At 65.4% G+C, this 12,808-nt stretch carries 11 protein-coding genes; 3 read left to right on the forward strand and 8 right to left on the reverse strand.

The features are described 5' to 3' along the window. The first annotated feature begins 69 nt into the window (after positions 1 to 69). Positions 70 to 1,575, forward strand: a complete 1,506-nt coding sequence (locus RX327_RS10230; RefSeq protein WP_050387436.1) for a CYTH and CHAD domain-containing protein — start codon at positions 70 to 72, stop codon at positions 1,573 to 1,575. A gap of 11 nt (positions 1,576 to 1,586) precedes the next feature. Here the strand turns inward: RX327_RS10230 and RX327_RS10235 are convergent, their stop codons facing one another. The 7 genes from RX327_RS10235 to RX327_RS10265 all read right to left on the reverse strand — a co-directional run bounded on the left by RX327_RS10235 (position 1,587) and on the right by RX327_RS10265 (position 9,974). Next, on the reverse strand, positions 1,587 to 1,754 hold the full coding sequence (locus RX327_RS10235; RefSeq protein WP_410712152.1) for a hypothetical protein: 168 nt from the start codon (positions 1,752 to 1,754) through the stop codon (positions 1,587 to 1,589). Between the two features lie 93 nt (positions 1,755 to 1,847). Continuing rightward, positions 1,848 to 3,389, reverse strand: a complete 1,542-nt coding sequence (gene garD / locus RX327_RS10240; RefSeq protein WP_317250163.1) for a galactarate dehydratase — start codon at positions 3,387 to 3,389, stop codon at positions 1,848 to 1,850. A gap of 108 nt (positions 3,390 to 3,497) precedes the next feature. Then, on the reverse strand, positions 3,498 to 4,946 hold the full coding sequence (locus tag RX327_RS10245) for an aldehyde dehydrogenase family protein (RefSeq protein ID WP_317250164.1): 1,449 nt from the start codon (positions 4,944 to 4,946) through the stop codon (positions 3,498 to 3,500). A gap of 18 nt (positions 4,947 to 4,964) precedes the next feature. After that, entirely contained in the window at positions 4,965 to 6,320 is a 1,356-nt protein-coding gene (gudD, locus tag RX327_RS10250) for a glucarate dehydratase (RefSeq protein ID WP_317250165.1), read from the reverse strand. Between the two features lie 28 nt (positions 6,321 to 6,348). After that, on the reverse strand, positions 6,349 to 7,290 hold the full coding sequence (gene kdgD / locus RX327_RS10255) for a 5-dehydro-4-deoxyglucarate dehydratase (protein WP_317250166.1): 942 nt from the start codon (positions 7,288 to 7,290) through the stop codon (positions 6,349 to 6,351). A 124-nt stretch (positions 7,291 to 7,414) separates the two neighbouring features. Beyond that, on the reverse strand, positions 7,415 to 8,320 hold the full coding sequence (locus tag RX327_RS10260; protein ID WP_317251231.1) for a LysR substrate-binding domain-containing protein: 906 nt from the start codon (positions 8,318 to 8,320) through the stop codon (positions 7,415 to 7,417). A gap of 316 nt (positions 8,321 to 8,636) precedes the next feature. Beyond that, positions 8,637 to 9,974, reverse strand: a complete 1,338-nt coding sequence (locus RX327_RS10265; protein WP_317250167.1) for an MFS transporter — start codon at positions 9,972 to 9,974, stop codon at positions 8,637 to 8,639. Between the two features lie 213 nt (positions 9,975 to 10,187). On the opposite strand from RX327_RS10265, the gene RX327_RS10270 reads away from it, so the two are divergent. Further along, on the forward strand, positions 10,188 to 11,219 hold the full coding sequence (locus RX327_RS10270) for an alpha/beta fold hydrolase (RefSeq protein WP_317251232.1): 1,032 nt from the start codon (positions 10,188 to 10,190) through the stop codon (positions 11,217 to 11,219). 14 nt (positions 11,220 to 11,233) lie between these two features. Continuing rightward, positions 11,234 to 12,184 (forward strand): fatty acid desaturase, encoded by a 951-nt coding sequence (locus tag RX327_RS10275; RefSeq protein WP_317250168.1) that lies wholly within the window; start codon positions 11,234 to 11,236, stop codon positions 12,182 to 12,184. Positions 12,185 to 12,187: 3 nt separating this feature from the next. Here the strand turns inward: RX327_RS10275 and RX327_RS10280 are convergent, their stop codons facing one another. Then, complete coding sequence (locus RX327_RS10280) at positions 12,188 to 12,799, reverse strand: TetR/AcrR family transcriptional regulator (RefSeq protein ID WP_317250169.1); 612 nt, start codon at positions 12,797 to 12,799, stop codon at positions 12,188 to 12,190. Positions 12,800 to 12,808: the final 9 nt, after the last annotated feature.

Raw genomic sequence — 12,808 nt, forward strand, 5'->3', positions numbered from 1 at the left:
GAGCATGAACGTCCGTCGCTGACTTCGTCACGGCGGACGTCTGCTTGGTGCCCCAGGCATGGAGCGACGATGGCGGCCGAGACGGAGCTCAAATTCCACGTTCCCGCGCGCAAGCTCAAGGGGCTGAAGAAACCGCGGGTCGCCGGCAGCAAGAGCGGTGCACCATCCGAGAGCGATCTCGTCTCGACCTATTTCGACACGGCGAAGCACAAGCTCAAGCGGCACGGACTGACGCTGCGCGTGCGGCGCGATGGCGGCAACTATGTTCAGACTATCAAGTCGGGAGCGGGTCCGCAGTTTGAACGGGGCGAATGGGAGACTGACCTGGCGGACGGAAACCTCGACCTCGACAAGGCTGAAGGTACGCCGCTCGAAAAGCTCGCGTCTGGCAGGCTGCGTCGCAAGCTGAAGCCGGTGTTCGAAACGTCGGTGCGGCGTATCACCGTGCCGCTGCGGACCAAACGCAGCGAGATCGAACTCGCGATCGATCGCGGCTACACCACGGCCGGGCACCGTTCGCGCCGAATCGACGAGGTCGAACTCGAGCTCAAGAGCGGCCGCCCGCTCGACCTGTTCCGGGTCGCCAGGGCGCTGGAGCGGAAGGCGGCGGCGGAGCTCGATCTGCGCTCGAAAGCCGAACACGGCTATGAACTTGCCGATGGCGAGGAGCATGTCGTCGTCTCCGCCGGGAGCATCGTGCTCGACGCCGGACTTACCGCCGGCGCGGCATTCCGGGTGGTCGCGCGCAGCGCGCTTCGTCACTTCTCGTCGAATGCCGACGCGGTCCGCGAGGGCGAGGCGGAAGGCATTCACCAAATGCGGGTCGGGTTGCGGCGGCTGCGCGCTGCGATCTCGCTGTTCTCGAAGATCCTCACCGTAGCTCCGACGGAGGAGATCAAGACGCAGCTGAAGTGGCTCACCAACGCGCTCGCGCCGGCGCGCGAGCTTGATGTGTTCGTCAAGGAAGATATCGAGCCTGCATCGCATGACGCGCTGCTCCGGCGCGGCGGCAAAGCGATCCGGCGGGAGTTTTCCGGTCGCCGCGACCGCGCATTTGCCGGCGCGAGGCACGCGGTCAATTCGCGGCGCTATCGGTCCATGCTGATCGACACGCTGCAATGGATCGAGGCAAGGCAGACCATTGCCGCGGAGGACGAAGGCGGTCCGATCGAGGAATTCGCCGCCGCGCTGCTGCATCGCCGCATCAGGAAGCTGCGCAAGGATGGCCGGCGTCTCGACGAGCTGTCGGCCGAGGAGCGGCACAAGCTGCGCATCAGGGCCAAGAAGCTCAGATACGCGATCGACTTCTTCGAAAGCCTGTTTTCGCGCAAGGGTGAGCGCAAGCAACTCGCGCGGCTGTCCCGGCATCTGAAGCGGGTCCAGGATGCGCTCGGCTCGCTCAACGATTTTGTCGCGCACCGCGAGCTGGCGGTCGATGCGGCGCTGAAGGCCCCGCATCGGAAGGAGCGCGCCAGCGCCTTTGCCTCGGGCGTCGTGCTCGGCCGAGAGGAACAGGCGGTCAAGCCGCTGATCAAGGTCGCCGCCAAGGAAGTGCGGGGCCTAAAGACGTTTTGACGACCGGACATCTATGCCGGTGGTGATGCCCCCGATTGCCTCTCCCGCTCGGCCGCTGCGATGCGACATTCCTCCGCGTAGGCACGCAGGCGCTCGACCGTCAACGAGTCTATGCCGGTGCGTGCCAGCCGCTCGGCGCGGTCGGCCTGATCTCTGAGATCGTTGGTTGTCCGGGTCATGTGTGCCTCCATGCCCAGACAAATTGAATCGAATTGCCACGTTCCCGGGCCGATCAGGACGTGGCTAACGGGTGGTTAAGGAGCCGCGGATCCTCAGGTCACCGGCGCCGGATTGAACAGCGTCAGATCGTTGTGAATGCCCCAGCGGTCCGACCACGGCTTGGTGCGACCAGAGGCGACGTCGAGGATCAGGCGGAACAGGTCCCAGCCGCATTCCTCAATGGTCTTCTCGCCGGTGGCAATGCTGCCGGCGTCGAAATCGATCAGGTCCTTCCAGCGTCGCGCAAGCTCGCTGCGGGTGGCGACCTTGATCACGGGCGCGGCGGCAAGGCCGTAGGGCGTGCCGCGGCCGGTCGTGAACACCTGCAGCGTCATGCCGGAGGCGAGCTGGAGCGTGCCGCAGATGAAGTCCGAGGCGGGCGTTGCCGCGAACAGCATGCCCTTCTGCGTCGCCTTCTCGCCGGGCGAGAGCACGCCGGTGATGGCGCTCGATCCGGACTTCACGATCGAGCCCAGTGATTTCTCGACGATGTTGGCGAGTCCGCCCTTCTTGTTGCCCGGCGTGGTGTTGGCGCTGCGATCGGCGCCGCCGCGGGCGAGGTAAGAGTCGTACCAGGCCATCTCGCGCACCAGCGCGCGGCCGACATCCTCGTTGATCGCGCGCCGGGTGAGCAGCTGGATGGCGTCACGCACCTCGGTGACTTCCGAGAACATCACGGTGGCGCCGGCGCGCACCAGGAGGTCGGCGGCGAAACCGACGGCGGGGTTCGCAGTGACGCCGGAGAAGGCATCGCTGCCGCCGCATTGCAGGCCGATGACGAGATCGGAGGCCGGGCAGGTCTCGCGCTTGCGGGTGTTGAGCACCTTCAGCCGGGCCTCGGCCTGGGTCATGATCGCATCGACGATGGCGCCGAAGCCGTCGAAGGCTTCGTCCTGCATGCGCACGATGGCATCGCTGATACCTTCCGGCACCAGCCGCTCGGGCGCCAGCTTTTCGCAGCCGAGGCTGATGACCAGAATCTCGCCGCCGAAATTCGGATTGAGCGCGAGGTTCTGCAGGGTGCGGATCGGCACCACCGCGTCGGGCGCATTGATGGCGACGCCGCAGCCATAGGCATGGGTCAGCGGCACCACGTCGTCGACATCAGGATATTTCGGCAACAGCTCGGCGCGGATGCGCTTGACCGCATATTCCATCGTGCCCTTGACGCATTGCACGGAGGAGGAGATGCCGAGGATGTTCTTGGTGCCGACCGAGCCGTCCGGATTGCGATAACCCTCGAAGGTGAACCCTTCGAGCGGCGGCAGCGGCGCGGGGACGGCGGTCGAGATTTCGAGCTTGTCGAGGGCAGGGGCCTCCGGCATGCGGATGCGCGCCTCGTCCACCCATTCGCCGGCGAGGATCGGCGACAGCGCGTAGCCGATGATCTCGCCATAGCGGATGATCGGCGCGTCTTGCGCGATGTCGACCAGCGCGGTCTTGTGCCCTTGCGGCACGAAGGCGCGCAGCGTCAGTCCGCTGGCGAAGCGGGAGCCGGCGGGAAGCCCGAAATCATTGACCACGATCGCGACATTGTCGCGCTCGTTGAGCTTGATGTAGCGGGGCTGCTCTTGCGCGCCGATCGACTGGTCCATCGTGGACTCCGGAAGTTGTAGGACGGGTTAGCCGAAGGCGTAACCCGTCATGTTTGGTACGTTGTGGCCATCGTGAGTTACGCCTTCGGCTAACCCACGCCACAAGCCTCAGCCCGGGAACGTATAGGCCGTCTTCACGGTCGTGTAGAACTCGCGCGCATAGGAGCCCTGCTCGCGGGCGCCGTAACTCGAGCCTTTGCGGCCGCCGAACGGCACGTGATAGTCGACGCCGGCGGTCGGCAGGTTGACCATCACCATGCCGGCCTCGCTGTTGCGCTTGTAGTGCGAAGCGTATTTCAGGCTGGTGGTGCAGATGCCGGAGGCAAGCCCGAACTCGGTATCGTTGGAGATCGCCAGCGCCTCCTCGTAGTTCTTGGCGCGGATGACGGCGGCGACGGGGCCGAAAATCTCCTCGCGCGCGATGCGCATGTTGTTGCTGGCTTCGGTGAACAGCGCCGGCTGGAGATAGTGACCGGGGTTCTCGCGCTTGAGCAGCTCGCCGCCAAAGGCGAGCTTGGCGCCCTCGTCCTGGCCGATCTTGATGTAGCGCAGGTCCTGGTCGAGCTGGCTCTGGTCGACCACGGGGCCGATATGCACCCCGGCCTTGAGCGCATCGTCCACCGACAGGCCCTTCAGCCGCTCGGCCATCGCCGCGACGAAACGGTCGTGGATGCCTTCGGTGACGATGAGACGGGAAGAGGCCGTGCAGCGCTGGCCGGTCGAGAAATAGGCGCCGTTGACGGCGACCTCGACGGCGGTCTTGAGGTCGGCGTCGTCGAGCACGACCAGCGGATTCTTGCCGCCCATCTCGAGCTGGAATTTCTTCATCGGGTTCGAGAGCACGCAGGCCTGCGCGATCTTGCGGCCGGTCTGCACAGAGCCGGTGAAGGAGATCGCGGCGACGTCGGGATGCTCGATCAGCGTCTGGCCGACCACGGAGCCGGAGCCGACCACGAGATTGAACACGCCGGCCGGAATGCCCGAGCGGGTGATGATCTCGGACAGCGCGTGCGCCGAGCCCGGCACCAGCTCGGCCGGCTTGAACACCACGGTGTTGCCGTAGCAGAGCGCGGGCGCGATCTTCCAGGCGGGAATCGCGATCGGAAAATTCCAGGGCGTGATCATGCCGACGATGCCGACCGGCTCCCGCGTGAGCTCGACATCGAGGCCGGGACGGACCGAGGCGCCCTTCTCGCCGATCAGGCGTAACGCTTCGCCGGCGAAGAACGCGAAGATCTGGCCGGCGCGCGCAACCTCGCCGATGCCCTCAGGGAGCGTCTTGCCTTCCTCGCGGGCGAGCAGGCGGCCGAGTTCTTCCTTGCGGGAGAGGATCTCGGCGGAGATCTTGTTCAGCGCGTCATAGCGCTCCTGCGGCGTCGAGCGCGCCCAGGCGGGGAAGGCGGCCTTGGCGGCGGCGATCGCCTTCTCGGTCTGCGCCTTGTCGGCCTTGGCATATTCGCCGACGACGTCGTTGGTGTTGGAGGGGTTGATGTTCCTGGTGACGCCGGAGCCGTCGACCCATTCGCCGCCGATGAAGTTCTTTTGGTGAGCGGTCATGTTTCCAACCTTTCTTGTTTATCGCACGAGGCACGGACGCTTGTCGTCGAAGGTCCAGCCCGGGATCAGGTCCTGCATGGCCATAGCGTCATCCCGGGCGCCAAGTCCATGCTTCTTGTAGAGCTCATGCGCGGCCTCGATGGCCACGCGGTCGATCTCGATGCCGAGGCCGGGGCGATCAGGCACCGCGATCTTGCCGCCCCTGATCTGGAGCGGCTCCTTCGTCAGCGCCTGGCCGTCCTGCCAGATCCAGTGGGTATCGATCGCGGTGACCTTGCCGGGAGCGGCGGCGCCGACATGGGTGAACATGGCGAGCGAGATGTCAAAGTGGTTGTTGGAGTGCGAGCCCCAGGTCAGGCCGTTGTCACGGCAGGTCTGGGCCACGCGCACGGAGCCTTGCATGGTCCAGAAATGGGGATCGGCGAGGGGGATGTCCACCGCGCCCAGGCGCAGCGCATGGGAGAGCTGCCGCCAATCGGTGGCGATCATGTTGGTCGCCGTCGGCAGCCCCGTTGCGCGGCGGAACTCGGCCATGATCTCGCGGCCGGAGAAGCCGGCCTCGGCGCCGCAGGGATCCTCGGCATAGGCGAGGATGCCGTGCATGCCCTTGCAGAGCCTGACGGCCTCGTCCAGCGACCAGGCGCCGTTCGGGTCCAGTGTGACGCGCGCGTTCGGGAAACGCTTTGCGATGGCCGTGACGGCCTCGATCTCCTGCTCGCCGCGGAGCACGCCGCCCTTGAGCTTGAAGTCGGCGAAGCCGTAATGGTCCTGCGTCGCCTCGGCGAGGCGCACGATCGCCTCCGGCGTCATTGCCACCTGGTGGCGCAGATCGAACCAGTCGGGCTTGCCGGTCTCGCCCTCGACGTAAGGAAGGTTGGTCTTCCTGCGATCGCCGACGAAGAAGAGATAGCCGAGCGTCTCGACGCTCTTGCGCTGCTGGCCTTCGCCGAGCAGGGCTGCGACCGGAAGGCCGAGATGCTGGCCCAGCAAATCAAGCAGTGCGGATTCGATCGCCGTGACCGCGTGGATCATCACGCGCAGGTCGAAGGTCTGCTTGCCGCGGCCACCGGCGTCGCGGTCGGCGAAGGCCTGGCGCATCGAGGCCAGGACGTTGTTGCAGGCGCCGATGGTCTGGCCGACGACGAGGTCGCGGGCGTCCTCGAGCGTCTTCTTGATCTTCTCGCCGCCCGGCACCTCGCCGACGCCGGTATGGCCGGAATTGTCGGTGAGGATGACGATGTTGCGGGTGAAGAACGGCGCATGCGCGCCGCTGAGGTTGAGGAGCATGCTGTCGCGGCCAGCGACCGGGATCACCTGCATCGCCGTGACAACAGGTGCGCCGGCAAAGCCGGTGCGGATCGTGTCCTGGATCATCTGCTCCTCCCTTCGTCCTTCGTTTGGTTTATTCCGCTGCCTGTTGGGTCGCGGCCTGCGGCAGCTTGGCTACCAGGGCCGCGAGTTCCGCCATCTCCTGCTCGGTGAGATCGGTCAGCGGCGGCCGGACCGGGCCGGAGTCGCGGCCGATCACCTTCATGCCGGCCTTGATGATCGAGACCGCATAGCCCTTCTTGCGGTTGCGGATCGCGATCAGCGGCAGGATGAAGTTCTTCAGGCCGGCATGGATAGTCTGGTGATCGCGCTTGCGCACAGCGGCGTAGAAGCTGGTGGCGAACTCCGGCACGAAGTTGAACACGGCCGAGGAATAGGTCGTCACGCCCATGTCGAGATAGGGCAGCGCGAAGGTCTCCGCAGTCGGCAGGCCGCCGATATAGGTGAGGCGATCGCCGAGCTTGGTGTAGACGCGGGTCATCAGCTCGATGTCGCCGATGCCGTCCTTGTAGCCGACCAGGTTCGGGCAGCGCTCGGCGAGGCGCGCGAGCGTGTCGGGCTGGAGGATGGCGTTATCGCGGTTGTAGACGATGACGCCGATCTTCACGGAAGCACAGACCGCCTCGACATGGGCAGCGAGGCCGTCCTGCTCGGAATGGGTGAGATAGGGCGGCAGAAGCAGCAGGCCATCGGCACCCGCCTTCTCGGCACCGATGGCGATCTCGCGCGCGATTGCGGTGCCGTAGCCGGTGCCGGCAAGCACGGGCACGCGGCCCTTGGTCTCCTCGACGGCGACCCTGACGATCTGCGGAACCTCTGCCGGGGTCAGCGAGAAGAACTCGCCGGTGCCGCCGGCGGCGAACAGGCCGGCAACGTCGTAGCCGCACAGCCAGTCCATGTTGGCGCGGTAGGTCGCCTCGTCGAAGGAGTAGTCAGCCCCGAACGGCGTGACGGGGAAGGACAGGAGGCCGCCACCGATTCTAGCGGCCATCTCCTGAGGGGTCATCTTGCTCATGGCGCCACTCCTGATGATGTTGGGAACGGGATGCGCGAGCAGCGCGCGTCCATGGCGGAATTTCTAGGGAATGGTTCGATGCGCGTCCAAGCCAAACGCGGTATCGAGCGATGCTAACTCTGCATCAATCGCCGCGCAGATGCGGCGCTGCGATTTCGGTCGCGATCTCGATGAGCGAAGGCAGCAACTGGTTCTCGTGATCGCGCCGCCACACCATGAACAGCTCGACCGGCCCGGGTGATCGCAGCTTCAACGGCTTCAGCTTGACCTCCGCGATCTTCAGGCTGGCGGCCGCTTCCGGCACGATGGCAAGGCCGAGGCCGGCGCGCACCATCGCGAGGATCGAGTGGATCTGGCTGAGATGCTGGACGTAGCGCGGCAGCACGTCGGCGCGGGTGAACAGTGCGACCAGGAGGTCGTGGAAGTAGCGGCTCTCATAGGGCGAGTACATCACGAAGGGCTGGTCGTCGAAATCCTTGATGGCGATGCTGTCGGCGTTCGCCAGCGGATGCTTCCTCGGGATCGCCGCGAGCAGAGGCTCGGCGACGACGCGGCGGCTGGCGAGTTCGGGACGCGCGATCGGCGGCCTCAGCAGGCCGGCATCGATCTGGCCGGATGTCAGCGCCTCGAACTGGTCGCCGGACACCATCTCCTTCAGCGAGAAATCGACCTCGGGCAGCTTGGCGCGGCAGGCGGCGACGAGCTCGGGCAGGAAGCCGTAGGCGGCGGCCGCCGTAAATCCGATCTTCAGCGAGCCGATCTTGCCGAGCGCGATGCGGCGGGCGACCTGCGAGGCGCTTTCCGCAAGCTTGAGGATGCGCCGCGCCTCCGGCAGGAAGCTGCGCCCGGCAGGGGTCAGGCGCACCGAGCGGCTGGTGCGTTCGAGCAGCGGCGCATCGATGATGTGCTCGAGCACCTGGATCTGCCGGGACAACGGCGGCTGGGTCATGTTCAGCCGCGCGGCGGCGCGGCCGAAATGCAGTTCCTCCGCCACCGTGACGAAGCAGCGGAGCTGGTTGAGGTCGAACATCGATACAAGCCCGGAATTGATCGCGCGGGGATTTGTACGTTCTAGCATCGATGCCTCCCACTGGCCAAGAAGACAAACAAGCAGACAAAGACGGCGGCCGAAGCCGCCGTTTGGTTTTCTGCTCCCTCTCCCCGTTCTTACGGGGAGAGGGTTGGGGTGAGGGGCTCTCTCCGCGCAGCGGCCGCCTCGATGTGCACGCGCGATCCGAACGAGTCGGAAGGACTGTCTCTGCGGAGACGTGTTGCTTTGCCCCTCACCCGAAATTCGCTGTGCGAATTTCGACCTCTCCCCGCGGAAGGGCGGGGAGAGGTCGCGTTCAGGCCGCCTTCAGCTGCACCCGCTCGATCTTGCCGACGATGACGAGATAGGCGAACGCCGCCACCAGCGCGTTGAGGCCGACGAACACCAGCGCGCCGTTGAACGAGCCGGTCGCAGCCAGGATGTAGCCGATCACGATCGGAGTGGTGATCGAGGAGAGATTGCCGAACGGGTTGAACAGGCCGCCGGAGACGCCGCCGGCCTCCTTGGGCGAAGTGTCGGAGACGACGGCCCAGCCGAGCGCGCCGATGCCCTTGCCGAAGAAGGCGAGTGCCATGAAGCCCACCACGAGCGCCTGTCCGTCGACATAGTTGCAGGCGATGATCGACATCGACAGCAGCATGCCGCCGACGATCGGGATCTTGCGCGCCATGGTCAGCGAGCCGGTCCCGCGCAGGATCGCATCGGAGATGATGCCGCCGAGCACGCCGCCGATGAAGCCGCACAGCGCAGGAAGCGTCGCGACGAAACCGGCTTGCAGGATCGACAGCCCGCGCTCCTTGACGAGGTAGACCGGGAACCAGGTCAGGAAGAAATAGGTCAGCGTGTTGATGCAGTACTGGCCGAGATAGACGCCGAGCATCATGCGGTTGGAGAGCAACTGGCGGATGTGGTCCCAGCTGGGGCCGCTGTCCTGCGTCTTGCCGGCCTTCGCCGCATCCATGTCGACCAGCGCACCGCCGTTCCTGATGTAGTCGAACTCGGCCTCGTTGATCGAAGGATGCTCCTTCGGGCCATAGATGGTCTTGATCCAGACGAGACCCATGACGATGCCGAGCGCCCCCATCACGAAGAACACGAAGCGCCAGCCATAGGCGTGCGCGATCCAGCCCATCAGCGGCGCGAAGATCACGGTCGCGAAGTATTGTCCCGAATTGAAGAAGGCCGACGCGGTGCCGCGCTCATTGCCGGGAAACCACGCCGCGACGATGCGGGCATTGGCGGGAAACGACGGTGCTTCCGCGACGCCGACGAGGAGGCGCAGCGCGAACAGCACGACGACGGCCGCGCCGGCGGACAGGAACCCGACCAGGCCCTGCATCGCGGTGAAGATCGACCAGACGATGATGCTGATCGCATAGACCCATTTGGAGCCGAAACGGTCGAGCAGCCAGCCGCCCGGCACCTGCGCCACGACATAGGACCAGCCGAAGGCCGAGAAGATCCAGCCCATGGCGACGGGATCGAGATGCAACTCCCTGGAGAGCGCGGGACCTGCTATCGACAGCGTGGCGCGGTCGGCATAGTTCACTGTCGTGACCAGGAACAACATGGTCACGATGAACAGCCTGACGCGGGATCGCCGCGTGTCTGCGGCGGACACAATTGCGCTCATTAGCGCCTCCTCGAAAATTTCCTCGGGGTCTCTCCTAGAGAGATGACGAGAATGGGTCCAAGCCGAAACGGGTATTGATCCATACCGATTTTGAATGGATCGGCCCGGTGTCATTCCACCTTCGCCGCTATTGCCGGGGTTCCGCATTTAGTGTACGAATAGTACAGCTATGGAGGGCGCAGCGTTGCGCCTGCTGCTCGAGGTCGAATGCTGATGACCACGCTGCGCGACTATGAGGTGTTCGAGGCAGGTGATGTGACGCTGCAGGGCGGTGCCGTGTTTCCGCAACTGAAGCTCGCCTACAAGACCTACGGCACGCTGAGCCCGGCCCGGGACAACGTCATCCTCTATCCGACCTCGTTCACCGCACAGCACACCGACATCGAATGGCTGGTGCAGCCGGGCGGCGCGCTCGATCCCGAGCGCTACTTCATCGTCATCGCGAATCTGTTCGGCAATGGTCTGTCTTCCTCGCCGTCGAATTCCGCCGAGCTGCTGGGCGGCGCGCCGTTTCCTGCCTTCACCTATCATGACGCGGTCGCGATCCAGCGGCGGCTGCTGGTCGAGCGGTTTGGCGTGACCAGGCTTGCGCTGGTCTATGGCTGGTCGATGGGCGGGATGCAGGCCTATCACTGGGCGGCGCTGCACCCTGACATGGTCGAGCGCGCGGCGGTCGTCTGCGGCAGCGCGCGGTGCTCGCCGTATAATCATGTCTTCCTCGAAGGCGTGAAGGCCGCGCTGACCGCCGACCCGGCCTATCGGGATGGCCGCTTCGTCGCCAAGCCGGTGGCGGGCCTGCGCGCCATGGGGCGCGTCTATGCCGGCTGGGCGATGTCGCACGGCTTCTATCGCGACGAGCTCTGGCGCGAGGCCGGCTTCAATTCGCTGGAGGATTATCTGGCGGGATCCTGGGACGGTGCCTTCGCGCGGCGCGATGCGAATGATCTGCTGGCGCAGATCGCGATCTGGCAGGTCGGCGATATCAGCCGTTGCGATCAATTCGGCGGCGACTTCGACCGGGCGCTGGCCGCGATCAGGGCGCATGTCCTGCTGATTCCGGGGCGTACTGATCGCTATTTCGACCCGCGCGACAACGAGGATGAACTCGGTCGCCTCGTCAACGCACGCTCGGCCGCGCTGCACGCCATTCCCTCGATCCATGGGCATCGGGCCGGCAACCCCGCCAACAACGCCGAAGACCGCGCCTTCATCAACGCCGAAATCTCGGCGCTGCTGCAACGCTGATAGGTGAGACGACCATGAGCACCGCAGAGACCAGTGACGCCGGACCCCGCCTGAAGCCGCTCAGCCCGCTGACCTTGCGCGATTTGTCGACCAAGTCGAACCTTGCCGGCGCGGTGCGCGCGGCAAGCCATTACGGAATGATCGTCATCGTCGGTGCGCTGATCTCCCTGGTCTCATCGCGCTACGGTCTGCCATGGGCGCTGCCGCTGATTGCCGTGCAGGGCTACTTCGTCGCATTCCTGTTCATGGTGGTGCATGAGACCGCGCACAAGACGGCGTTCCGCAGTCCAGTGCTCAATCTTGTCGTCGGCAATCTGTCCGCCTTCATGATCGGACTGCCCTACCAGTATTACTGCCTGTTTCACTGGGACCATCACCGCTACACGCAGGATCCTGAGAAAGACCCGGAGCTGATCGTCGGCCCCAAGCCCGCGTCGGACACCCAGCTCGCGATCGCCTATTCGGGACTGCTGCAGGTGTTGGTTCGCATCCGCCTGATGTTTTGGCATGCACTCACCGGAAAGGTGGTTGTGCCATGGATTTCGGCGCACAAGCGGGCCTCGATCGTGCTGGAGGCGCGGCTCTATCTCGCGGGCTATCTGCTGTTGCTTGTGGCATCGTTCGCGCTGCACAGCGCGATCCTGCTCTTTGTGTGGGTCGTGCCGCTCCTGGCCGGTCAGCTCATCCTGCGCCCCTATCTTTATGCCGAGCACACCGGCTGCGAGCGGACGCGGAGCGCGTTCGAGAACACGCGCACCACGATGACCGGCAGGATCATGAAATGGTTTGCGTGGAACATGCCCTACCATGTCGAGCACCACGCCTATCCCTCGATCCCCTTTCACGCGCTGCCGAAGCTGAACGAAATCGTCGACGGCGAGATCGTGCATCGCGGCCGCAGTTACCGGGCCGTGACGCGCGAGACCTGGGTCTGGTTCCGCCGTCAGCGCCAGCGCTCTGCTTGATAGTCAAGCGTCCGCGCGTGGCCGCAGCACCAGATTGACGAGATTGCGGGCGTAAGCCGGAGTGACCGGCGTGATGCCGAAGACGTAGCGATAGAACAGGCTGCCATAGATCGCATCGTAGATGTCGCCGGGGACGGCCGGCGCGCCGATGCTGCCATCCTTCTGGCCGGTGGCGATGATCTCCAGCATCTTGCTGCGGCGCAGGCCGAGGTAGCGCGCGTAGAACAGCTCCGCCGATCCGGTCTTCGAGATGCATTCGGAGATGACGGCGAGCTGGACCCGACCGAACTCGCCCTGCAACGCCTCGACATAGGTTGCGACATGACGGCGGACGCGGGCCACCGGATTGCCGGTTTCGGGCAGCGGCACGGCCCGCGAGGCCTGGTCGAGGAAGGCGTCGATCAACAGCGCCTCGCGGGACGGCCACCATTTGTAGATCGTCATCTTGGAGACGCTGGAATGGCGCGCGACCGCGTCGATGGTGGTGGCGGCAAGGCCGGTGGAGGCCATCAGCTGATAGGCGCCTTCCAGGATCGCGGCCGTGGTCGCGGCGGAGCGCGGCCGCCCGCGCCGCCCCGTTGCCGTTTCCTCTGTCACCGTCTTGCCGCTGGCCATGGCCGGACT

The organism is Bradyrhizobium sp. BEA-2-5, from assembly GCF_032918025.1.
Classification (GTDB): Bacteria; Pseudomonadota; Alphaproteobacteria; order Rhizobiales; family Xanthobacteraceae; genus Bradyrhizobium; species Bradyrhizobium pachyrhizi.

Bases quoted from the DNA above. Each gene is read 5' to 3' on its own strand.
- gudD (WP_317250165.1), bottom strand. From the start codon at position 6,320: ATGATCCAGGACACGATCCGCACCGGCTTTGCCGGCGCACCTGTTGTC.
- kdgD (WP_317250166.1), bottom strand. From the start codon at position 7,290: ATGAGCAAGATGACCCCTCAGGAGATGGCCGCTAGAATCGGTGGCGGC.
- RX327_RS10245 (WP_317250164.1), bottom strand. From the start codon at position 4,946: ATGACCGCTCACCAAAAGAACTTCATCGGCGGCGAATGGGTCGACGGC.
- RX327_RS10235 (WP_410712152.1), bottom strand. From the start codon at position 1,754: ATGACCCGGACAACCAACGATCTCAGAGATCAGGCCGACCGCGCCGAG.
- RX327_RS10260 (WP_317251231.1), bottom strand. From the start codon at position 8,320: ATGTTCGACCTCAACCAGCTCCGCTGCTTCGTCACGGTGGCGGAGGAA.
- garD (WP_317250163.1), bottom strand. From the start codon at position 3,389: ATGGACCAGTCGATCGGCGCGCAAGAGCAGCCCCGCTACATCAAGCTC.
- RX327_RS10265 (WP_317250167.1), bottom strand. From the start codon at position 9,974: ATGAGCGCAATTGTGTCCGCCGCAGACACGCGGCGATCCCGCGTCAGG.
- RX327_RS10280 (WP_317250169.1), bottom strand. From the start codon at position 12,799: ATGGCCAGCGGCAAGACGGTGACAGAGGAAACGGCAACGGGGCGGCGC.
- RX327_RS10275 (WP_317250168.1), top strand. From the start codon at position 11,234: ATGAGCACCGCAGAGACCAGTGACGCCGGACCCCGCCTGAAGCCGCTC.
- RX327_RS10230 (WP_050387436.1), top strand. From the start codon at position 70: ATGGCGGCCGAGACGGAGCTCAAATTCCACGTTCCCGCGCGCAAGCTC.
- RX327_RS10270 (WP_317251232.1), top strand. From the start codon at position 10,188: ATGACCACGCTGCGCGACTATGAGGTGTTCGAGGCAGGTGATGTGACG.